At 61.7% G+C, this 21,555-nt stretch carries 15 protein-coding genes and 1 pseudogene; 12 read left to right on the forward strand and 4 right to left on the reverse strand.

Annotated elements, in window-relative coordinates; genetic code table 11:
* The first annotated feature begins 213 nt into the window (after nt 1-213).
* From tnpA to AC2S9W_RS06900, 7 genes and pseudogenes are all read left to right on the forward strand, one after another.
* Entirely contained in the window at nt 214-660 is a 447-nt protein-coding gene (gene tnpA / locus AC2S9W_RS06870; RefSeq protein ID WP_486571776.1) for an IS66-like element accessory protein TnpA, read from the forward strand.
* Complete coding sequence (tnpB, locus tag AC2S9W_RS06875; RefSeq protein WP_067182658.1) at nt 657-1,013, forward strand: IS66 family insertion sequence element accessory protein TnpB; 357 nt, start codon at nt 657-659, stop codon at nt 1,011-1,013. The genes tnpA and tnpB overlap by 4 nt, the downstream gene beginning before the upstream one ends.
* A 31-nt stretch (nt 1,014-1,044) precedes the next feature.
* Nucleotides 1,045-2,560 (forward strand): annotated as a pseudogene (gene tnpC / locus AC2S9W_RS06880) (IS66 family transposase).
* A 451-nt stretch (nt 2,561-3,011) separates the two neighbouring features.
* Nucleotides 3,012-3,581 carry a spore coat protein U domain-containing protein gene (locus AC2S9W_RS06885; RefSeq protein WP_486571777.1) on the forward strand — a complete coding sequence of 190 codons (570 nt, stop codon included), beginning with the start codon at nt 3,012-3,014 and terminating at the stop codon, nt 3,579-3,581.
* A 115-nt stretch (nt 3,582-3,696) separates the two neighbouring features.
* Entirely contained in the window at nt 3,697-4,515 is an 819-nt protein-coding gene (locus AC2S9W_RS06890) for a fimbrial biogenesis chaperone (RefSeq protein WP_486571778.1), read from the forward strand.
* Between the two features lie 130 nt (nt 4,516-4,645).
* A complete protein-coding gene (locus tag AC2S9W_RS06895) occupies nt 4,646-6,988 on the forward strand; it encodes a fimbria/pilus outer membrane usher protein (protein WP_486571779.1) in 2,343 nt (780 codons plus the stop codon).
* An 11-nt stretch (nt 6,989-6,999) separates the two neighbouring features.
* Nucleotides 7,000-7,878 (forward strand): hypothetical protein, encoded by an 879-nt coding sequence (locus AC2S9W_RS06900; protein ID WP_486571780.1) that lies wholly within the window; start codon nt 7,000-7,002, stop codon nt 7,876-7,878.
* 29 nt (nt 7,879-7,907) lie between these two features.
* Here the strand turns inward: AC2S9W_RS06900 and AC2S9W_RS06905 are convergent, their stop codons facing one another.
* From AC2S9W_RS06905 to AC2S9W_RS06915, 3 genes are all read right to left on the reverse strand, one after another.
* A complete protein-coding gene (locus AC2S9W_RS06905) occupies nt 7,908-8,321 on the reverse strand; it encodes a hypothetical protein (protein ID WP_486571781.1) in 414 nt (137 codons plus the stop codon).
* Between the two features lie 250 nt (nt 8,322-8,571).
* Complete coding sequence (locus AC2S9W_RS06910) at nt 8,572-9,225, reverse strand: helix-turn-helix domain-containing protein (protein WP_486571782.1); 654 nt, start codon at nt 9,223-9,225, stop codon at nt 8,572-8,574.
* Nucleotides 9,222-9,644, reverse strand: a complete 423-nt coding sequence (locus AC2S9W_RS06915) for a Ros/MucR family transcriptional regulator (protein ID WP_486571783.1) — start codon at nt 9,642-9,644, stop codon at nt 9,222-9,224. The genes AC2S9W_RS06910 and AC2S9W_RS06915 overlap by 4 nt, the downstream gene beginning before the upstream one ends.
* A gap of 330 nt (nt 9,645-9,974) precedes the next feature.
* Here AC2S9W_RS06915 and AC2S9W_RS06920 point away from each other — a divergent pair, with 330 nt between their 5' ends.
* The 5 genes from AC2S9W_RS06920 to cueR all read left to right on the forward strand — a co-directional run bounded on the left by AC2S9W_RS06920 (nt 9,975) and on the right by cueR (nt 16,665).
* On the forward strand, nt 9,975-10,211 hold the full coding sequence (locus AC2S9W_RS06920) for an enoyl-CoA hydratase-related protein (protein WP_486572063.1): 237 nt from the start codon (nt 9,975-9,977) through the stop codon (nt 10,209-10,211).
* 12 nt (nt 10,212-10,223) lie between these two features.
* Entirely contained in the window at nt 10,224-11,807 is a 1,584-nt protein-coding gene (locus tag AC2S9W_RS06925) for an AMP-binding protein (RefSeq protein WP_486571784.1), read from the forward strand.
* 117 nt (nt 11,808-11,924) lie between these two features.
* Nucleotides 11,925-13,547: a flavin-containing monooxygenase gene (locus AC2S9W_RS06930; protein ID WP_486571785.1), complete on the forward strand. Its 1,623-nt coding sequence runs from the start codon at nt 11,925-11,927 to the stop codon at nt 13,545-13,547.
* A 155-nt stretch (nt 13,548-13,702) separates the two neighbouring features.
* A complete protein-coding gene (locus tag AC2S9W_RS06935; protein WP_486571786.1) occupies nt 13,703-16,219 on the forward strand; it encodes a heavy metal translocating P-type ATPase in 2,517 nt (838 codons plus the stop codon).
* A complete protein-coding gene (cueR, locus tag AC2S9W_RS06940; protein WP_067105150.1) occupies nt 16,216-16,665 on the forward strand; it encodes a Cu(I)-responsive transcriptional regulator in 450 nt (149 codons plus the stop codon). Before AC2S9W_RS06935 ends, cueR begins: the two co-directional genes overlap by 4 nt.
* A 63-nt stretch (nt 16,666-16,728) precedes the next feature.
* On the opposite strand, the gene AC2S9W_RS06945 is transcribed toward cueR, so the two are convergent.
* On the reverse strand, nt 16,729-21,483 hold the full coding sequence (locus tag AC2S9W_RS06945) for an autotransporter family protein (RefSeq protein ID WP_486571787.1): 4,755 nt from the start codon (nt 21,481-21,483) through the stop codon (nt 16,729-16,731).
* Nucleotides 21,484-21,555 lie beyond the last annotated feature (72 nt).

The following is a 21,555-nucleotide window of genomic DNA, read 5'->3' on the forward strand; positions in this document are numbered from 1 at the left end:
TCAGATGCTTGCGGTCTGATGATTCTGATTGGCTACAGCTGCGATTGGCACCGCAAGCAATGATAGCAGGCACACGACGGAGGTCGCATTGAAATGTTCTGCTGCGCAGACGCCTCTTGGCCACTTGGTAAGCGGAGGCGTGACCCCACCTTGCGGGAGTGACGCGCAGCGCCGAGTGTCCGCGCCCTGATCGTGGGGTAGGAAGCTGGTGCTATGACGATGCCATATGATGATGCTGGCACCAGCGGGGTTCAGCGCTTCGAGGTTTTCACCGGTAGGGGCAAGCGGCGGGATTGGCCGCCAGAGTTGAAGGCCTCGATCGTTGCGGAGAGCTTTTCGGGTCACGAGACGGTCTGTGCGGTGGCGCGTCGGCATGGCTTGAGCCCCACGCAGTTGTTCAACTGGCGCCGCGATCTGCGCAAGCGCCTGGAAGGCCAGGGCCTGACGTTGCCGACGGCGGCTCCCGCCTTCGTCCCTGCTGTGATCGATCCGCTGCCCGCGAGCGATCCACATCCAGCTGTCAAGCATTCCGCGAAGCGGCGGCGTCCCCAGGCAAGTGCGGTCGAGCTGGAGATCGACGGCGTGGCGGTGAGGATCGGCCGAGGCGCCGATGTCGGCGTGATTGCCGCGGTAATCGAAGCACTCAAGGCCACGCGATGATCGGCCCCGGTGCCGGCGCGCGCGTGATGGTCGCAACGCGTCCCGTGGATTTCCGCAAGGGGCCCGACGCGCTCGCCGCGCTGGTCGCCGCCGAGTATGGCGGCGATCCCTGGTCGGGCGTGATCTATGTGTTCCGGGCGAAGCGCAGCGACCGGATCAAGCTGGTCTGGTGGGACGGCACGGGACTCTGCCTGATGGCCAAGAAGCTGGAGTCCGGCGGCTTCAAGTGGCCGGGCATCCAGGACGGTGTCATGCGCCTCACGGCCGCGCAGCTCGGGGCTCTTCTGGAGGGACTGGACTGGCGCCGCGTCCATGGCGGGCGCCGGCCACAGGCACCGCAGATTGCTGGTTGACGGGGCGTTCTTCCGCTGATTCACTGCTCCCATGCTCGTGGAAGCGGACCTGCCGGATGATGTTGACGCGCTCCGCGCGCTCGTCCTCGAACAGGCCCGCAAGCTCGAGAGTGCCGGTGCGGAAGTCGAACGTCTGAGGGCGATCCTCGAGGCGTTTCGGCGCCACCGGTTCGGCCGCCGTTCCGAACAGCTCGATCCCGATCAGCTGCAACTGGGTCTCGAGGATGTCGAGGCGGCGCTCGCCGAGGCCGAGGTCGCCGCCGAAGCGAAGGCCGGAAGGCCTCACAGCGATCGGGTGCGCAAGACCAACCGCGGTTCGCTGCCGTCGCATCTCGAACGGATCGAGCAGGTCGTGGATATCGAGGATAAGGCCTGCCCCTGCTGCGGCGGTGCGCTCCACCAGATCGGCGAGGATGTCGCCGAGCGTCTCGATGTCGTGCCGACCACCTTCCGCGTCCTGGTCACGCGCCGACCGCGCTACGGCTGCCGCGCGTGCGAGGGCACGGTCGTGCAGGCTCCCGCACCGCCGCGTATCGTCGAAGGCGGCATTCCGACTGAGGCGCTGATCGCCCAAGTGCTGGTATCCAAGTATGCGGATCATCTGCCGCTTTACCGGCAAGCCCAGATCTACGCCCGACAGGGCATCCGGCTCGATCGATCCACCCGGCCGATTGGGTCGGCCGAGCAGCATGGTATCTACGCCCCTTGCGTGACCATATCCTCGAACAGCTTCGCCGGTCCGAGCGGCTGTTCGCCGACGAGACGACGGCGCCGGTGCTCGATCCCGGGCGCGGGCGGACCAAGACCGGGCAACTCTGGGCCTATGCCCGCGATGACCGGCCATGGGGCGGCAGCGATCCACCGATCGTCGCCTATGTCTATGCTCCGGATCGCAAGGCCGAGCGTCCTCACGCGCATCTTGGCGATTTCGCGGGCATCCTGCAGGTCGACGGCTATGGCGGCTACACCGCGCTCGCCCGGCGGCGACAGCAGATCCGGCTCGCTTTCTGCTGGGCGCACGTGCGCCGCAAGTTCTACGATCTCGCCGACACGTCGCCGGTCTCCACCGAGGCGCTGCGCCGCATCGCCTTGCTCTATGCCATCGAGGACGACGTACGCGGTTCATCCGCCGAGCGGCGCCGCGCCGTCCGGGCCGAGCGCAGCCGCGCCATCGTCGACGATCTTCACCAGTATCTTGTCGCCCGCGGCCGCCGGTCAGCGCCAAAAGCAAGCTTGGCGAGGCGATCCGCTATGCACTCACCCGCTGGGACGGCCTCGTGCGATTCCTCGACGATGGACGCATCGACCTCGACTCCAATACCGTCGAACGGTCGATCAGGCCGCTGGCTCTCAATCGCAAAAACGCCCTGTTTGCCGGCTCCGACGAGGGCGGAGATAACTGGGCCGTCATCGCGACCCTCATCGAATGCTGCAAGCTGGGCGCCATCAACCCCCACGCGTGGCTGACCGACACGCTCACCAGCCTTGCCAACGGTCATCCCATCCAAAGCGTCGGCGATCTCATGCCCTGGTTCGACGTGGCCTGAAAACACCGGTTACGCCACTTGTGGGCATCTACCACATAATCGATGCATGACGACAAAGTGACGTGGACGCACGGCGAATAGGAGCGTCCACCTCGACGGGGTTAAATTTTTGCTTAACGGTCGCTTTCTGAAGTTAACCGAAGCGCTTAAGGCCTTTGTCAGAATTTGGGACGGTTTTTCTGCGGTTGGGGGCAAGTTTTCCCGCGCATTGATTTTTAAAAAAGCATTTGAAAACAAATTTTTATGGAGATTAATCTGGCCAATCTCCGTCTTGCTTAGCCGAAAAAACTGCCGGCACGGTTAGAATCCGCTTTGTCCAATGCTTCCGCCGGGTTAAGACATAATTAACCACCGAGGGGTCGCAGGCCAATTTGGCCACTGGTGGTAGAGCCTATCGGCCGACGCGGTCACATGGCTCGAATTCCTGACAGTCCTTCCGAGGGGAGCTCACATGAAGAAGTTTGCTTTTATCGCCGTGGCCGCAGCCATGGTTTCTACTCCTGCGTTTGCCGCGCCGACCGACTCGCAGTCGTTGACGGTCACCGCGACCGTCGCGCCCGAATGCAGCATCGGCGATCCGAATGATGTCAACTTCGCAAATGTCATCATCAATCAAGATCCGGGTGCCGGTGCGCTGCTCATCAACTCAACCTCTGGTGGTGGCACCCAGAACGACACGCAGCCCCTTTGGGTCAGCTGCAACTATGGCGCCCAGACCAAAATCACGTCGACCAACGGCGGCCTCGTCAATCCGGAGCCGAATGATGGAAACGACAAAGATGACTTCACGAATGTCATTGAATATCGTGTTTCTCTGACGGCATCGGATAGCAGTGCGTTCAATACGCACCATTTGTTCACGAAGGACGGCGGCGCAGGCATTTCGAGCACTCGCTCGAACACCGACGCATTTCATGACGAAGCGAACTTGCGAGTTTATATCTTCAACGGTGACAACTCGCTTCGCCCGCTGGCCGGCACCTACACCGACACTGTCACGCTGTCGCTCGGCGCCGTGTAAGTTAAGCGTAGATCGATTCAAGAAAGGGAGAGGTTTAACCTCTCCCTTTTTTGCCAGTGCAGGGCGCGACTGGCGCCCTTGCAATTACGATAAAAAATGCGTGTGGGAGAGGGCTATGCGCCGTGTAATTGTGGGTGCGCTCATATCGATTATTTTGGCGCTCGTGTCCGCTCCTTCTTATGCCGCGCGGGTGTCACCGATGATCGTCGAGCTTCAGCCCAGTGGCGGGGGGGCTATCGCTCGAGTCGAGCTAACGAACGATTCAGAACGAGATATTCCTTTCGAAGCACGCGTAATGAAGGGTGAAATCAGCGAAACGGGTGATCTGAAGCTGACGCCGGCAGACGAAGATTTTTTGGTTTTCCCCCTGCAAACTGTAGTGCAGCGTAAATCTCAGCAAGTATTCCGTATCCAATACGTAGGAGATCCGGGGCTTGATAAATCAGAGATTTACTACTTGTCGCTTCAGCAAATCCCGGTTCAGTTTGAGCCAGGGAAATCGCAAGTCCAAGTAGTCGTAAATTACAATATATTGGCCAACGTTGTCCCGAAGAATAGCAAGCCGCTTGCCCAAGTGATTTCAGCGGTCCCTACCGTCAAAGAGGCTCCTTCGGATGCGGAATCGGACTCTCCGTCGACTGCAGCGTCTCAGCCCACTGGAGATGCGCCTGTCGCCGCTCCGGCTGCTGCGCAACCCGGTGTCACGGTTCGCCTTGCCAACGTCGGGAACCGTTACTTTCTTGCTGGCTTGGCGCGATGGGATATCGAGGGCCTCGCGGAAGATGGCACAGCATTCAGCCGCAGCTATCGGGCAGAAGAAATGACAAAGATCATTGGCGTTGGCGTAGTTGGGCCAGATCGAGTCCGGGAATTCTTTGTTCCGACCGATGTCCCGCTCACCGCGGAATCGATCCGGATCATGGTTAACCCGTGATATGATTGGGGGGGGGCATAAGTGGGGGCGTGGTGTAAGCATCATCGCGCTGACAACCTGCATAATTGGTTTGGTCCCTGTGCCAGCCGCCGCGAACACTGCTCTTGCGACTGCAACGCAGGGGAGAGATATGGATCTCTCGGTGCCACTCCTTAACGAAGGTGCCGCGCTTGGCGACGTAGTCGTGCGAATTTCCGGAGACGGCCAATTAACCTATGAAGCACGGCCGCTAAGTGAGCAGCTCCAACGCCTCCTGAACGAGGAAGGACGCTTAAGGCTGTCCGAGTTAATCGGAAATCAGGCGTTCATAGATCCAGCAATTCTGGCAGCGTCAGGATTCGCCATCGAGTTCAACGAAAATCGCCTTGAACTCAATGTCGTCCGTATCGACGCGCGATATCGACCAATCCGAACTCTTGGGGACCTGCCGCGAGGTCAGGATGGCGCACAGTTGGCATATATCCAGCCAGCTAAGTTCAGCGCATTTCTAAATCTAACTGGCAATGTTGATTATGAAGAAGGGGACACGACGAAGCCGGAGCTCTACGTTTTCGGCGCTGCGCGCTACCAAAATGTAGTCGTCGAACTTGATGGGGCTTTGAGCGACCAACTCGGTGAAAAGTATCGCTTTTACCGCCGTTCTCTGCGCGCGATTTACGACCTGCCTGATAAATATGTGCGAGTAAGTGCGGGCGATCTTCGTGCGGACTCTATAAGCCTGCTTCGTTCTCCCTATATTGGCGGCGTTGGCGTTGAGAGGCGCAAGCGGACTTTTGGCGCCTTCCTCCCGAGCCCTTTTCTCTCAGGTAGAGAAATTTATCTCGACACAAACTCAACAGTACAAGTTTTGGTAAACGGCGCGGAGTATCAAACATTCCAGCTAGATGCCGGGCGATATGACCTAAATAGCCTTCCACTGCAATTTGGCTCAAATGATATTCAGCTTCGAATTCGCGATGCAGCCGGGCGTCAGCAATTAATAAACTATAGTTATTTTTTTGAGCAGATGGATCTTGAGCCGGGCGATTATGAATATGCATTTAATGTAGGTGCACTTGGTCGATCGCTTTCTTATCAGCCTGCCTACTCCAACAGAGTTGCAGCGACTGCCTTTTATCGTAAGGCGCTAAGCGCAGATTTATTGGTCGGTGCCAGTGCTCAGGTGTCTGGCTCTCGCCAACTGGCTGCGATTGAGGCTTCGATCGTGCCTCAAATTATACCAGGGATAATCGATTTCCAAGCTGCCTACAGTCACGGTAACAAGTCGGGAGTAGCATTGCGCGGAAACTACCGCCTTCGGAGCGGTAGCAATAATTCGTCTCGCCAACAGTTTAGTTTCAGTTTCGACTATCAAGGGAAGGGCTACCAAACCCTAGACGATCTCACCGGGTTCGATCTTGCCACCCTGACCCTCAATGCCAATTACACGCAATCTTTCTCAACAGTGACCTACGGATCAATAGGCGTGACTTATGTTCGTCAGAGTGGGGGACGACCGAGCCAAACGCTCGCTTACGCTGAAGTTGCCCACCGTCTCACCAATCGCTTCCGCGTTACCGGTGGCATTGAGTATGGCAGAGACAACATACGTCGCAACAATTTTGGCGTGCGCGTGGGAATAATAGCCCTTTTTGGAGGCGATAAACGTGCAAATATAGACTATCGTAGCCGGATCGACACGACGCGAGCTTCGTTCTCGAAAAGTGCTGGTAACGATGTTGGATCGTTCGGTTATGATTTTGGCGTGACTAATTCGCCAGGCGATACGTCGGTTGATGCTAATTTCAATTACGTCGGTAATCGTTTTGACGCCCGCGCATCGTTCTTTAGTCGCGGCCAAGGCTTAGGGAGCATTACTGATCGTAAGGGAGCGCGTTTGCAAGTCGGGACTTCGCTTGCCTACGCCGACGGCGCGTTCGGCATTGGCCGACCTATCTACGACAGTTTTGCAGTTCTGAAGCCGCATTCCACGCTTTCCAAAGAGGACGTAGTTAGCGGACGCAGTCTGAAAGGCGAGCGCTATGAAGCTCGAAGCGGTGTTCTCGGTGGCGCGATCCAGTCGACGCTTGGTTCTTATGCTAAGCAGAATTTCCAATATGACTTCGCTAACACCGACAAAGGATACGATGTTGGCGACGGATTGGCACGGGTCGACCCGCCGTTTCACAGCGGTTATAGGATCGTGGTGGGGAGCAACCGCAACGTAAGTGCAGTCGGCATTCTCCTGATCGACGGCAGCCCAGTAACTCTTGCTACCGGCCAGATCGTTGGAGTTAACGATGAAGGCTTCGAAAGCCAGAGCTTCTTTACGAACTCGGCGGGTCGCTATGGTATGATCGGGTTGGCCGCGGGGAAGACTTATCGAGTGATCCTAAACGATGAAAATAAGACCACCTGGATCGTTACGGTCCCCGCAGAAGCTGGAGGAGTATATCGTATGGGGCAGGTAGATTTGCATCCAAGCGACGACTAGAGGGAGGCATCATGCGATTTTCAGCTTCTATTGCATTGGCAGCCAGCTTACTCGTTGCTGCGCCTGCTTATGCCGATGAGTGCAAGGCCGAATTTGTCGAGAATTCGGAATCCATCAGTATTCGCAATTTGGAGATTGGCGTCGGACAGTTCGCCCGTCGAAACTTTGGCATCGGCGTTCGTGCTATCGGCGGGGGCGAATGCGGCGCCACTATCCAAATTGAGCGACTAGACAGCATCGCCGCAATTGGCATGCCGGCATACAGGTTGAGATCTGGTCCCACGACATTGAACATCACGCCTCAAGATGCCACATTGCCAGCAGGTAACCTATTTCCGGTTCCTTTTCTGCCCAGCACTCAGGAAGGCTACTTAGTGCCTTTCGAAATTGTCGTGCCCAGCGAATGGGGGCTCAAAGCTGGGAGCTTCAGCGAACAGCTCGAACTGCGGTTGTTAGACAGGAACGGCGTTAAGATCGATTCGCTGCTGTTAAATGTAGAGATTGACGTGCCGCAAGCGGTGGAATTGCGTTTTGTGGGCGCAACAGGCAATAATGAAATCGCTAGTATCCATATCGGGACGGTGTCGGCAACTAAGGGCGCTCGCTCAGATCCATTCGGCATTCGGGTGTGGAGCACATCCGGATATCGTGTCGATTTGTCGTCAGATAATCGAGGCCAGTTAGTCCATGTCGAAAACTTAGATAAATTTCCCTATGAACTATTTTTCGATAGTCAGAGAGTAAGTCTTGGAGGTGGAGACGAATTCTTGTTTCCTGGTCCAACTTCATCGGCGGGCACTGTGCATTTGATGCGTGCAGAAGCATCGCCCGCAACTGTGCGTGCGGGAGATTATGCAGACCGTATTACAGTTTCAGTAACGGCAGTTTAGCCGGCTGAGAACAACTAATTTTAACGCAGTCAAATCGCAGTGAGCGAAAATGCTAAAGAAAGCTCGGTTTCGAGCCCTGAAGCTTTGATCTTTACGGGGACGGCCGACAATCTGGGGCCTGAGCGGAATGCTATCATAGACAGACCGCCCTCACCAAGTAGGGAATTTTGTTCGCCGTAGTCGATTTCGACGATCTCGCTGTGCTGGAGTGGGCGATGGCTTGCGATCACTTGGAAGCCACGCGAGCTGTTGCAATACTCGAAAACGTGACCAGTAAATTCGCTCTGAGAACCGTTAACCTGAAATTCGCCAGCGTCGAGGTCGCACACAGTCGGCACGCGCAGCGAAATGTTAAAGCCGCTTTCCGATGGTGTCGCTGCGGCTGACTTTGTTGGCATCGCGGCAAACGTAAGTCCCGCTAGAATGAGGTGGCTCATACGCATATTCGGTCTCCAATCTAGTGACCGGGTAGCGAAGAAGTCTTTAAATTTCGTCTCTAGGCGACGGCCTGTATCGCATGATTGACGACTGGAGATGCCTTGAGACGCACGCGTGAGGGGCGTTGACAGAGTTAGCGAGGCCTTCCGTGATAACTGGCTTCGCTACGATCTTTAGGACGGTTCTGGCAAGGCGCCGACGCGCTCACCCAATAGGCGGGGCTTGTGTTCTGCATTCGCAGACATAGTAAGCAGTTCAAATTTCAATAAAAATTCGAACTTTGTCAGACGTCACCCCAAGAAATTTAGAAATCTGTTCACGCGTTTGTGCAAGAAGCTCATTTAGTTCGTTTGTCCCAACGCCGGCTAAAAATTCTTCGGCAGAAGCGTTTAGTATTTCTCCGATCTTAGCCAAGCGCTCAATCGACGGGCGCCTATGATCGCTTTCCCACATGCTTATTGTCGGGATGCTGACCCCTATTTTGGCAGCGAGCGTCTTTTGACTCACACCACGAGATTCGCGAACACGTCGCAAACTAGCGCCCAAGCTTTGCGAAGGCATTGGTTTTGTTGTAGGCAACGAAGAATTTTGGCTAGAAAGACTCTTTAATCCGGTGACGCTTTCTTTCGAGATCGGCTTAGAAAATTCAAAAAAGTATCTGTTATTCGATATCCAACTAACTTTCGCGGGTTGGGGCTTTGATCCAAAAAGCTTAACAAAGACATTTTCGTCGCTGGATAGAGGCAACGACCCTTCCGCAATAAAATTGTGCTCATTAATTTCAACTACATGAAACGAAATGGATTTTATTTCATCAATAACTTTATCACCAATTGATATCGTTTTAAATTGGCTAATATCATTGATGGGAAGCAATATTGCTGACAGAGGATACATAATTTTGCTCAAGAATTATTGTTGCGTTTTTTGGGTCGGCCTCGGCCATAGCCAAATGTTCCCAGCCCAACGGCTTTTGCCATTTCGCTCCTGCGTTGCGAATAAGAGGGCGCTACCATAGGGTAATCATGCGGCAAATTCCATTTTTCTCGATATTCGTCCGGCGACATCTGATGACACTTAGAAAGATGGGGCTTTAGCATTTTCACCTCCATGCCATCTTCAAGGCAAATCAAAAAATCGTTATGCACCGAATTATGTCTGTAATTCTCTCCTAAAGAGGCGATAGTCTTGGAATTGGAAAACGAATTAATGAAATTAAAAACTTCTTCGAAATCTTTTTTCCATTCCGTATTCGGTTCATTATTTCTTTTGGTTATTATTGCTGAAAAAATTATTGCTGATGCAATTAAGGTATGATCATCGTTCATGTGTATTCTCACTGTGGACGGTGCGTTGAGGTCGAGCCAACGAGCGTATTGGATTGGTCACCAGTGGCTAATAAAATTTCGTTATAACGGAAAGGCTGGACTCATTCATTGACCGGAGAGAGCATTCTATTGCAAACTTTAAATCGTTGGAGCTTTTCCTTTTGCCCCCAAACCGTGATCGTCGAGGCTCTCTCTTCGTCGACGCAGAAGATGAAACCCGCTCAGCCATCTGACGCTCGTTGGTCACGATCTCCTTTCCACCGCCTCGCGTAAAGGTGTTTGGCGTGAGGCCTGAGATTAGCGAGCGCCTCTCTCTAAATCGAAGCCTGCCTGCCGGCCGGCGACCTCCTCCCCTATTGCCTCGAAATGGCGGCCGTGATCGCATCGAAAAGCCCGCTGGCGACGCGCCTTGCAAAGGACAGCATGCGCACGATCGAGAATATGACGCTGCGCGACGGCTATATCTACGAGCAGGGCAACACGGCGAGACTGTCGACATCGCACGACGCGCAGGAAGCCGTGGCGGCGTTCGTCGAAAAGCGCCCGCCCGTCTTCCTCGGTCGCTGAGTAGGAATTCCCATGGATTGGAATTTCGGTGATATCCTGGATGTGACGGCGGCGCAGGTTCCCGGCGAACGACCCGCGATCATCCGCGGCGACCATGTGACCTGCTGGTCGGATTTCGACGCTCGCACCAACCGCCTGGCGCGCGCGATGATGGCGGCCGGGCTGGCGCCGGGCGATCGGGTCGCCATCCTTGCGCGCAACATTCCCGAGTTCATCGAGGTCGCCGCCGCCGCCTTCAAGGCGCGGCTGACGCACGTCAATCTCAACTACCGCTACACCACCGCAGAGATCGAATATGTGCTGCGCGACTGCCAGGCTGCCGGTCTGTTCTATCAGGACGAGTTCGCGCCCATCGTCGCCCCGCTGATCGGCGGTGCGATCGATCATCTGATCCATGCGGTGCAGATCGGCGGAGCGGGCGACTATGACGCCGTCGTCACGCAGGGCGATCCGACGCCGCTGGGGATCGAGCGTTCTCCCGACGATGGCTACCTGCTGTACACCGGCGGGACCACCGGCCGGCCGAAGGGCGTGATGTGGCGCTCTGCCGATGCCCGGCGCTCGCAGCTCGAATCGCCCGTTGCGGTCGCGACGCCGGAAAGCATGGACGATCATATCGCCCAGGTTCGCAGGGGCACGGCCGGACGCGTGATGCCGGCATGTCCGCTGATGCATGGGGCGGGGCTCAACAGTTCGCTTGCCGAATTGCTGATCGGCGGCACGGCGGTGCTCCTGCCTTCGGACCGCTTCGATGCCGCCGGCCTGTGGGACGAGGCGGAGCGTCATCGCGTCACGCGCATCCTGATCGTCGGCGATGCCTTTGCGCGGCCGATGGCCGACGCGCTGCTCGCCCATCCCGGACGATGGGACCTTTCGGCCCTGCGCCTCATTTCCTCGGCGGGCCTCATGTGGTCCGAACAGGTCAAGGCGGCGCTGCTCGCCGCGCTGCCGGATCTGACGCTGCTCGACATATTGGGCGCGTCGGAAGCATCGGGCTTCGGCTACGCCATTACAAACCGGGACAGGACGACGCCGACCGGCCTGTTCGAGCCCGGGCCGCAGACCGTCATCATCGACCAGCACGGCGACCGGGTGCTCGCCGACGACGAGCCGGGGCAGGGGTGGCTTGCGCGCCGGCCGCCGTTCGGGGTTGGCTATCACGGCGATCCGGAGAAGACGGCGAGCGTCTATCGGACGATCGGCGGACAGCGCTACGCGATCCCCGGCGACATGGCCGAGCGCTTGCCCGGCGGGCGGCTCCGTCTGCTCGGTCGCGGCAGCCTGTGCATCAACACGGGCGGCGAGAAAGTCTATGTCGAAGAGGTCGAGGAAGCGCTCAAGCGCGTGCCGGGCATCGCCGACGCGATGGTCTTCGGCCTTCCCGACCCCAGATGGGGCAGCGCCGTGACCGCGTTGATCGAGGCGGGCGACGCGCCGGATGACAAGGCGATCCGGGCGCATCTGTCGCAGGACCTCGCCGTCTACAAACAGCCGCGAACGATCGTTCGCGTCGCGGCGATGCCGCGCCACGCGAGCGGAAAGAGCGACTATCGCCAAGGGATGGAACTCGCAAGGGCGCGCATCGGCGCCGCCTGACCAGCGGCGTTCGCCTTCACGCATGTGATGTTCGGGCTTCACCGGCGGCCGCGCTTGGTGGCCTGCAAAAGCCGATTAACGACGGAGCAAGTTCCAAATTTCTTCGGGGAATCATCAATGAAGCAATCTTCCGATCGGGCCGCCACGACGCCGCGCAGGCTCGACGCGCTGATCATCGGTGCCGGCTTCGGCGGCATGTATGCGCTTCACCGGGCGCGCGGCATGGGGCTCGACGCCCACGCGATCGAGACCGGTGACGACGTCGGAGGGACCTGGTACTGGAACCGCTATCCCGGCGCGCGCTGCGACGTGATGAGCATCGACTACAGCTATTCCTTCTCCGACGAGATCCAGCAGGAATGGACGTGGAGCGAACAATTCGCCGCGCAGCCCGAAATCCTGGCCTATGCGCAATTCGTCGCCGACAAGCTGGATCTGCGCCGCGACATCAGCTTTGGAACGCGCGCGACGGCGGTCGAATATGACGCGGATGCCGCGTTGTGGCGGATCACGACCGACGACGGCACGACGTTCGAAGCCTCCTATTGCCTGATGGCGACCGGCCCGCTGTCGGTGCCGAAGCAGGTCGACATCCCGGGGGCCGACCGCTTCGGCGGAGACCTCTATCTATCGGGCAAGTGGCCGCACCATCCGGTCGACTTCGCCGGCAAACGGGTGGCGGTGATCGGCACCGGATCGTCGGGTATCCAGATCGTTCCGGTCGTCGCCGAACAGGCGGCGCAGCTTTATGTCTATCAACGCACCCCCAGCTTCACGCTGCCGATGCGGAATCGTGAACTCGCCCCCGACTTCATCGCGCACATCAAGAAATATTATTCCGACCTGCGCGCCTCGGCGCGCCACTCGCTGACCGGCGGGGTCCGGCCGATCACCTACCGCCCGCTGTTCAGCGTTTCGCCTGCCGAGCGGGACGAATTGATGGAAGGGGCGTGGCAGTATGGCGGCCTCGCCTTCCTGGGCCTCTTCTCGGACATTCTGACCAACCGCGAAGCGAATGAGGTGGTTGCCGAATTCGTTCGCGGCAAGATTGCGGAGGTCGTCGAGGATCCCGATACCGCGCGCCGCCTGACGCCGCGGGGCTATCCGATCTTTGCGCGGCGCCCCTGTCTCGATACCGGCTATTACGAGGCATTCAACCGCGACAATGTGACGCTGATGGATTGCCTGGAGCATCCGATCGTCGAGATTACCGAAAAGGGCATTCGGACCGACCAAGGTGAGGTTGAGGTCGACATCATCATTGCCGCGATCGGCTATGACGCGCTGACCGGCGCCATGCTGTCGATCGACGTCAAGGGCAAGGACGGACGCAGCCTGAAGGACAAATGGGCGGAAGGCGGCCGGTCGCACCTTGGCCTGATGATCGAGGGCTTCCCGAACCTGTTCGTCATTGCGGGTCCCAACGGTCCGTCCGCACTCGCCAACTTCATCCTGCTCAACGAACAGAATGTCGATTGGGTTTGCGATTGCATCGCCCACCTGCGCGCCAACGGCTTTCGCTCGATCGAGCCGCGGCTTGAGGCTGAGGAAGACTGGATGACGAAGGTACGCGAACTGGGTTCGCGCTCGCTCTATCCCACCGCCAATACCTGGTATACCGGCGCCAATGTGCCGGGCAAGCCGCGAACCTTCCCCGTCTATATCGGCGGGCTCGGCCGTTATCGGGAGATTTGCAGCGAAGCCGCCGCCGGGGGATATCGCGATTTCGACTTCCGGTAACTCTGCAGTGAATGGGACGAGCGCATAGCAAGTCGACATCGGCGCAAGGCCGCCGGCCGACTCCGTAGAGCCCCGCATTATCACCCTTGACCTTCCAACGATGGGAAGCTGCATCCTGATGCCAGTTCCCATGGTGACACGTGAGGTGACGGGCGATGCCGGCCGCGAAAATCAAGGATCATGCCGTCGATTCGGCGATCCGCCTGCCTGTCGAGGGCATGAACTGCGCGTCGTGCGTCGGGCGCGTCGAGCGAGCCTTGGGCGAGGTCGAGGGTGTCGACGCCGTCAGCGTCAATCTGGCGACCGGATACGCCGACGTCCGGGCGAGCGGAGCCGTGGACCGCGTCGCACTGGTGCGGGCGGTCGAGGCGGCCGGTTACGGTGTGCCGGCCGCTGCGACCGAACTCGCGATCGAGGGGATGACCTGCGCATCGTGCGTCGGACGCGTGGAGCAGGCGCTGAAGGCGGTTCCCGGCGTGACCGGTGCATCGGTCAATCTGGCGACCGAACGCGCCAGCGTGCGCGGTGTCGCAGAGGTTGCGGCGCTGGTCGCGGCGATCGCGCGCGCGGGCTATCGGGCGCATCCGGTCGGGACCGACGCCGAGCGCGAAGGGGAGGCCGACGAGCGCCGGGATGCCGAACGCCGCGCGCTGAAGCGCGACGTCATCCTCGCCGCCGCGCTGGCGCTGCCTGTGTTCCTGCTGGAGATGGGATCGCACCTGATCCCCGGCGTACATCACCGGGTCGCCCGCACCATCGGCGTGCAGACGAGCTGGCATATCCAGTTCGTGCTGACGACGCTGGTGCTCGCCGGCCCCGGCCTCCGTTTCTTCCGCAGCGGGATTCCGGCGCTGGTCCGTCTGGCGCCGGACATGAACGCGCTGGTTTCGGTCGGGACGCTCGCGGCCTACGCCTATTCGCTGGTGGCGACCTTTGCGCCGCACCTGCTGCCGGCGGGAACGGTGAACGTCTATTATGAGGCCGCCGCCGTCATCGTCGCCCTGATCCTGTTCGGCCGCTATCTGGAGGCGCGCGCCAAGGGACGCACGTCGGCGGCAATCGAGCGGCTGATCGGGTTGCAGCCGCGGACCGCGCGCGTCCGCCGTGCCGGCGCGCTGGTCGAGGTGCCGGTCGGCGCGGTCGTCATGGGGGATATCGTCGACGTGCGGCCCGGCGAGCGCATTCCCGTGGACGGCGAGCTGGTCGAAGGCGGAAGCTTCGTCGACGAATCGATGATTACCGGCGAACCCATCCCCCTTGCCAAGGCGGTGGGGAACGCGCTGATCGGCGGCACGGTGAACCAGCAGGGCGCGTTCGCCTTTCGCGCCACCGCGGTGGGCGAGGCAACCATGCTCGCGCAGATCATCCGCATGGTGGAGCAGGCGCAGGGGGCCAAGCTGCCGATCCAGGCGCTGGTCGACCGGGTGACGATGCGGTTCGTTCCCGCCGTCTTCGCGGTGGCCGCGCTGACCTTTGCCGTCTGGCTGTGGCTCGGGCCGTCGCCTTCGCTGACCTTCGCGCTGGTCAACGCCGTCGCCGTGCTCATCATCGCCTGTCCCTGCGCGATGGGACTGGCGACGCCGACCGCGATCGTCGTGGGCACCGGGCGCGGCGCCGAGTTGGGCATTCTGTTCCGCAAGGGGGAGGCGCTCCAGCTGCTGCGCGATGCGGCGGTCGTCGCGGTGGACAAGACCGGGACGCTGACTGAGGGGCGTCCCGCGCTGACCGATTTCCGGGTGACCGACGGGTTCGACCGCGCCCGCGTCCTGGCGCGGATCGCGGCGGTGGAAGCGAAATCCGAGCATCCGATCGCGCGCGCGATCGTCGATGCGGCGCGGGCGGAGGGACTCGATCTGCCGGCTGTCGTCGATTTCGAATCGATCACCGGCTTTGGGGTGAAGGCCGATGTCGAGGGTGAGGCGATCCACATCGGCGCCGACCGCTACATGCGCGAACTCGGCCTCGACGTCGCCGCGTTCGCCGCCGTCGCCGAGCAGATGGGACAGGAGGGCAAATCGCCGCTCTATGCCGCGATCGGCGGGCGCCTCGCCGCCGTCGTCGCCGTGGCCGACCCGATCAAGCCGACGACGCCGGCCGCGATCGCGACGCTTCATCGGCTCGGCCTGCGCGTGGCGGTGCTGACCGGCGACAATCGCCGAACCGCCGACGCGATCGCGCGCCGGATCGGCATCGACACGGTGGTCGCCGAGTTGCTGCCCGCCGACAAGGTGGAGGCGATCCGCCGCCTGAAGGCCGCGCACGGCCGCGTCGCCTTCGTCGGCGACGGCATCAACGATGCGCCGGCACTGGCCGAAGCGGACGTCGGCATTGCCGTGGGCACGGGCACCGACGTCGCCATCGAGGCGGCGGATGTCGTGCTGATGTCGGGGCATCTGGGCGGCGTCGCCACAGCCATCGCGCTGTCGCGCGCGACGATCCGCAATATCCGCCAGAATCTGTTCTGGGCCTTCGCCTATAATATCGCGCTGATCCCGGTTGCCGCGGGCATACTCTATCCGCTGTGGGGCATCCTGCTGTCGCCGGTCTTCGCCGCCGGTGCTATGGCGATGTCGAGCGCTTTCGTTCTGGGCAATGCGCTGCGCCTGCGCGGCTTCCGGCCCCTTGAAGCACCGGTGCCGGCCGGGCAGGACGCGGCGGGAGAGGCGGCATGAACATCGGGCAGGCATCGAAGGCGTCGGGCGTTTCCGCCAAGATGATCCGCTATTACGAACGGACCGGCCTGATCCCGAAGGCGCTGCGCAGGGAATCGGGCTATCGCGACTATTCGCCGTCCGACGTGCACATGCTCCGCTTCATCCGCCGCGCGCGCGACCTTGGCTTCGCGGTTTCGGAGATCGACGACCTGCTGAACCTCTGGCGCGACACATCGCGGCACAGCGGCGACGTGAAGCGGATCGCGCAGGCGCACATCGCCCGGCTCCGCGATCGCATCGAACAGCTCGAACAGATGGCGGCGACGCTGACCACCCTCGTCCAATGCTGCGCGGGCGACGACCGGCCCGATTGCCCCATTCTGGCGGATCTGGAAGAGGCGGGGGAGGGAAACTCGACTGGCCAAGCCGCGGGCGGCACCGGCAGGCTGCGGCATCAGCCTTGACGCGTTAGGCCGGGAGCATGGCGCGCGGGCCGGGTCGGACCCGCGCGCCGGCCCACACGGCCGTCAGAATGCCAGGCGCAGCCCCAGTGCGACGTGGTGGCCGTTGCCGCCGCCATATTCGCCCTCGTAGGAGGCGGTCAGGCGCATGCCCGGCGCCAGCCGAACGCCGATTCCCGCGCCGAGCGTCGGCAGGAAGCTCTTGCGTTCGGCGCCCGCCACCACGAAGCGGCTGCCCGCTCCGATGAAACCGGCGCGCGCGGTCGTCGCTTCGCCGTCCAGTTGATAGCGGAAGCCTGCCTTGATCCACGGCTCGACCGCGGCATCGTCGGCCTGTCCGCCGACCAGCGCCAGCGACGCGTCGACGAAGGTCGCCTTCACCCGTTCGCTGTCGACCGCAAGACCGAAGGCCGCGCTGCCGGTTTCGGCGACCGCGCCGCGCCGGGTCGATACGTGCGTCAGCCCCGCTTCGGGCCGGACCGCCCAATTCGTTCCCGCCGCCAGCTCGTAACCGATCGCGGCGTCGACGACGAAGCTGCGCAGGCGGTGGTCGCCCGTCACCCGCGCCGCGCCGGGAACCGCGCGGTCGGTGGTCGCATCGCTCCAGTCGTGCGCGATCAGCGCGTGAAGCGTCAGTCCGCCGGTTTCGACATGGCCGGCGATGCCGGCGATCACGCCGTCGGAGTCGGTGCGCGCGTCGAGCCCGGCGATCGTCTGCCGGCCGTCCATATAGCCGACGAAGGCCCCGATCGATGCCGCTTCGCTGCCGAAGCCGATCCCGCCCAGCAGCCCGTGGCTGCGGCTTTTCGCCCGCGTGGTGCCGATCGCGGCGTCGCCCTTCAGCGTCCGCCAGTCGCCGAACAACTGAGCGAAGCCATAGAGGCCGGGCTCCGCGGCGGTGCTCGTCGCGGCGCCCGAGCGCAGCGATTTGGCCAGGCTGAGGCCCTGTTCGACGCCCAGCTGCGCGGCGCTGGCATAGGCTTCGGCATGGAGCTGGCCGAACGCCGCGATGCTGGCGAAGCCGCTGCTGTCGAGCAGCGTCGGGATGGCGCCCAGCAGTGTGGCCCCCGCGTCGCCCGACACCAGCAGGCCGTTGACATAGTCGATCGCCGCGCCGGTCTGCGTCGCCACGTCCGATGCGGCGACGAACGTGCCGAGCAGTTGCAGCTTGGTCGGCGTATAGCGCAGGAAGCCCTGGACCGCTGTGCGGTCCCAGCTCGCGATCGTATATTCGCCGCTGATCCCGCCGTCCGCGACGATCATGTCATAGGCGATCCCCGGCGTCAGCGGACGGCTGCCGGTGATGGTCAGCGTGGCGCCGTTCGCGATCGTCAGCGCGCCGCTGACCAGCAGCTGGTCGCTCTGCCCCACGGGGACGAATTCGAACAGCAGGTTCGATCCCGACGCCATGGTCAGGTCGCCGTTGTGGATCATCACCTCCGGCGAGGCGCCGGGCGACAGCGTGCCGCCCGCCAGAACGGTGATGTCGCCGCTGACCGTGCCCGCGCTGCCGAAGGTGCCGCCCTGCTGGACGGTGACGTCGGCATTGATGTCGGACCCCTGGGCGCCGATCAGCCGGCCCTGGTTGATCTGGATATCGTCGAAGGTCGCGGTTCCGCCGATCTTGCCGGTGCCGCCGTTGACGTTGAACTGCTCGATCTGCTCGAAGCCCGACAGGTCGAGGACCGGCAGGTCCGCCTCCGCCACCGGTGCGGAGGAGAAGCTGGCGTTGACGATGTCGGTTCCGCCGCCGCCGACGACCGCGCCGCCGATCGCCCAGTCCCCGGTCAGGTCGAGCACGTCGTCGCCGCCGCCGAAGCGGACGTCGCCGCCGATCTGGCCGCTGTTGGCGAAATGGTTGCCACCGTCGCCGAAACGCACGTCGCCGGTCACGACACCCTGATTGACGACATTATTCTCGCCGTCGCCCAGCGCGATGTTGCCGGTCAGAGTCAGGCCTTCGGGGTTGGCGATCCGGTTGTTGCCGTCGCCCGCCAGGATGTCGCCGGTTATCGACGCCTGGTTGGTGACGACATTATCGCCCCCCTTCATGTTGACGTTGCCGACGATGGTGCCCTGAAGGACGACCGTCTCGCCGCTTCCCTCGCTGCCCGACACGGCGTCGTTTCCGGCGCCGACATCGATCGTGGAATCCTCGGTCAGGATCAACTCGCCGCCTTCGGCCACGGTGATGCCTTCCTCGGCGACGACGCGTCCGGTGCCGATCAGCTTCTCGATCTCGAAATTGACGAACTTCGCGCGCAGGACGGGATCGATCGATCCGGTATAGAGCGCCCCCGTGATGTCGAAGACCAGCGTATCGGTCCCCGTGCCGCCGTCCGCGATGCCGTCGAAGCTTGCCAGCAAGCCATGAATGAACGTGTCGTCGCCGTCGCGCAGGAAGACATTGCCGCTGACCGACCCGTAATTCTCGATGATGTCGTCGTTGGCGCCGAGGTCGATCGACCCGATGATGACGCCGCCTTCGCGGTTGATGACATGGTCGATCGACCCGACATAGCCGGCGGGGTCCGCGGGGTCATATTCGTCGCCGAGGGTCTGGATCGCGCCGGCCAGATAGCGATCGGGCAGGTCGGGACCGTTGAACACGACATTGGGGGCGTTGGCATAGTCGCTTCCTGCCCCGCCCTCGATGCGGCCCGAGTTGACGATGGTGATGAACTGGCCCGACGCGGCGATCGCGACCGACGAGGCGCCCGCCGTTCCGGCCTGCTCCTGATAGCCGTTGGGCAACAGGACGCTGAAGTTGGCGAGGGCCGAAATCACCCCGTCCGTGCCGTTCTCGATGCGGATGGTCGAGGTGCCCGTCACGTCGGACGCATCGACGTTCAGCGCCGCGACCGGGTTCACCAGCACCATCTCCTGGGGCATGCCGATCAGTTGTCCGGGGACGACGGTCGCGCCGCCCGCCGCGACGATGCTGCCGGTGTTGACGACCCGCACCTCGGCCGACCCGATGTGCCCGTCATCCTCTTCGCCGGCCTCGATCTCCATGTCGACGGCGCTGCCGCCGCGCTCGTCGTTTCGTATCGTGCCGCTGTTGGTGAAGGCGAACCGCTGGTCGGGGTCGGTGCCGTTGTAGATTTCGAGCGCCGCCTCGCCGCCATAAGCGAAGGTCATGAAATTCGTCTGGTCGACGGCCCGGGCGGCCCGGACGATCGAACCGCTGTTGTCGATCGTGGCGTCGACCGTTTCGGCGTCGATCACCATGCTGCCCTCGACCGTGCCGCTGTTGACGACGGTCAGGTTCGATGCCGCGATCTCGGGCAGCCCGGACTCCTCGTCGGCGTCGCTCGACAGAAGTTCGTGCTCGATCTGCAGCGCGACGCCCCATTCGCGGGACGATGCGGCGATCAGCCCCGCATTTTCGAAGCGCAGCGTGTCGGTGGCGACCTCGGCAAGGAAACCGTCGCGGATCACCCCGTCCGCCGTGTTGCGGATCGTCGCGCTGGTTCCGTTGAATTCGTCGTCCCCGTCCGGCCCGATCGTCAGGTCGAGTTCGCCTACCTCCAGCGTCAGGCCGCGGGCGAAATATGTCGGGCTGTCCAGCCCTTCGATCGTGCCGCTGTTGTCGAAGGCGAAGGTGCTGGCGATCACGCGCGCGTCGAGCCCGCCGGTGATGGTGCCGCTGTTGCCGATCGTCACCGGGTTCGGCGTGGTGCTGTCGACGGCCGATCGGATGCGGACGGCCGCTTCCACCCCGTCGTCATATTCCATTTCGAGCGCCGCTTGCGGACCGCGCGCGCCATTTTCGGCCATGGCGATCGAACCGCTGTTGTCGAACGCGAAGGCGCGATCGGCGGCGGCGCGGATCAGCGTGCCCGGGCCGTTGGTGCGGATGCTGACGTCGCCTTCGTTCACGAAGCTGGCGGTGGACAGGCGGATGTCGCCGTCGATCGAACCCTTGTTGACGAAGCTGTTCAGCGCGCTGCCGTAGGAGAAGCTGCGAAAGGGGGTCGGGTTGGCCGGCGTGGCGCCGCGCGGCTGTACGCCGACCTTCGCCTGGAAATAGCCGATCGCCGTCGGAACGACGATCACGCCCGGCGGATAGGCGCCCACGGGATTGAGCGTGGTGATGGTGGCGGTATTGACGACGTTGCCGTCGCCGGCGAGGTTGATCGTGGTGCCGCTGCCGGTGAGGGTCAGCGTCGTGCCGGTCCCCAGCACTTCATAGCCTTCCACCTCGAAATCGGCGGGCTTGGCATATTGCCCCAGCGCCACCGAGCCGGTCTCGCGATAGCTTTTGGCGAAGACGTCGATCCCGGCGCCGGCCGACAGCGATCCGAAGATGCCATCGTCCTCGCCGCGCTGAAGGAAATAGGCGCTGCCGAAACCGGTGGTGCCGAGCCTCAGATTCCCGTGCAGTTCCCCGCCTTCTTCCTGAATGTAGAAGACCAGCGGGGCGGTGAAGATACTGGGGGCGGGCGCGTCGTTGAGCACGACATCGCCGTTGATCGCCCCCGCGTTGGCGATGCCGAAGATCAGCCGCGGCATGCCCTGGATCGCCACGCCGCCTTCGCTATCGATCACGCCGCCCTGCTGGTTGGAGACCAGCAGCCCGACCGATTCGGCCTGGCTGATGGCCGGGGTGCCGGCGATCGTGCCGCTGTTGGTCACGATGGTCACGGTGCCCGTCTGCCCGCTGACCGGCCCACGCTCGCCGTCGTTCTCGACCGTGCAGACCGACCCGACGCACTCGCTCTGCGCCAGCGCGGGCTGGGCGGTGCTCAGTGCCAGCAGACTTGCCCCTACGACAAGGCTCGCCTTGCGATTGGTCGCTCCAGAAACAGTCGTCCGCATATATGCCCCCCGATATGTTCGAAAACAGTGTTCGAGGTCGGCTATTGCGCGGCACGATGATGCGCATCACCC

This window comes from Sphingopyxis sp. 550B, from assembly GCF_057401805.1.

Excerpts from the sequence above, each read along its gene's own strand:
- AC2S9W_RS06890 (WP_486571778.1), top strand. The coding sequence starts at position 3,697 with ATGCGCCGTGTAATTGTGGGTGCGCTCATATCGATTATTTTGGCGCTC.
- AC2S9W_RS06905 (WP_486571781.1), bottom strand. The coding sequence starts at position 8,321 with ATGCGTATGAGCCACCTCATTCTAGCGGGACTTACGTTTGCCGCGATG.
- AC2S9W_RS06895 (WP_486571779.1), top strand. The coding sequence starts at position 4,646 with ATGGATCTCTCGGTGCCACTCCTTAACGAAGGTGCCGCGCTTGGCGAC.
- tnpA (WP_486571776.1), top strand. The coding sequence starts at position 214 with ATGACGATGCCATATGATGATGCTGGCACCAGCGGGGTTCAGCGCTTC.
- tnpB (WP_067182658.1), top strand. The coding sequence starts at position 657 with ATGATCGGCCCCGGTGCCGGCGCGCGCGTGATGGTCGCAACGCGTCCC.
- AC2S9W_RS06900 (WP_486571780.1), top strand. The coding sequence starts at position 7,000 with ATGCGATTTTCAGCTTCTATTGCATTGGCAGCCAGCTTACTCGTTGCT.
- AC2S9W_RS06915 (WP_486571783.1), bottom strand. The coding sequence starts at position 9,644 with ATGAACGATGATCATACCTTAATTGCATCAGCAATAATTTTTTCAGCA.
- AC2S9W_RS06935 (WP_486571786.1), top strand. The coding sequence starts at position 13,703 with ATGCCGGCCGCGAAAATCAAGGATCATGCCGTCGATTCGGCGATCCGC.
- AC2S9W_RS06925 (WP_486571784.1), top strand. The coding sequence starts at position 10,224 with ATGGATTGGAATTTCGGTGATATCCTGGATGTGACGGCGGCGCAGGTT.
- AC2S9W_RS06885 (WP_486571777.1), top strand. The coding sequence starts at position 3,012 with ATGAAGAAGTTTGCTTTTATCGCCGTGGCCGCAGCCATGGTTTCTACT.
- cueR (WP_067105150.1), top strand. The coding sequence starts at position 16,216 with ATGAACATCGGGCAGGCATCGAAGGCGTCGGGCGTTTCCGCCAAGATG.
- AC2S9W_RS06945 (WP_486571787.1), bottom strand. The coding sequence starts at position 21,483 with ATGCGGACGACTGTTTCTGGAGCGACCAATCGCAAGGCGAGCCTTGTC.
- AC2S9W_RS06930 (WP_486571785.1), top strand. The coding sequence starts at position 11,925 with ATGAAGCAATCTTCCGATCGGGCCGCCACGACGCCGCGCAGGCTCGAC.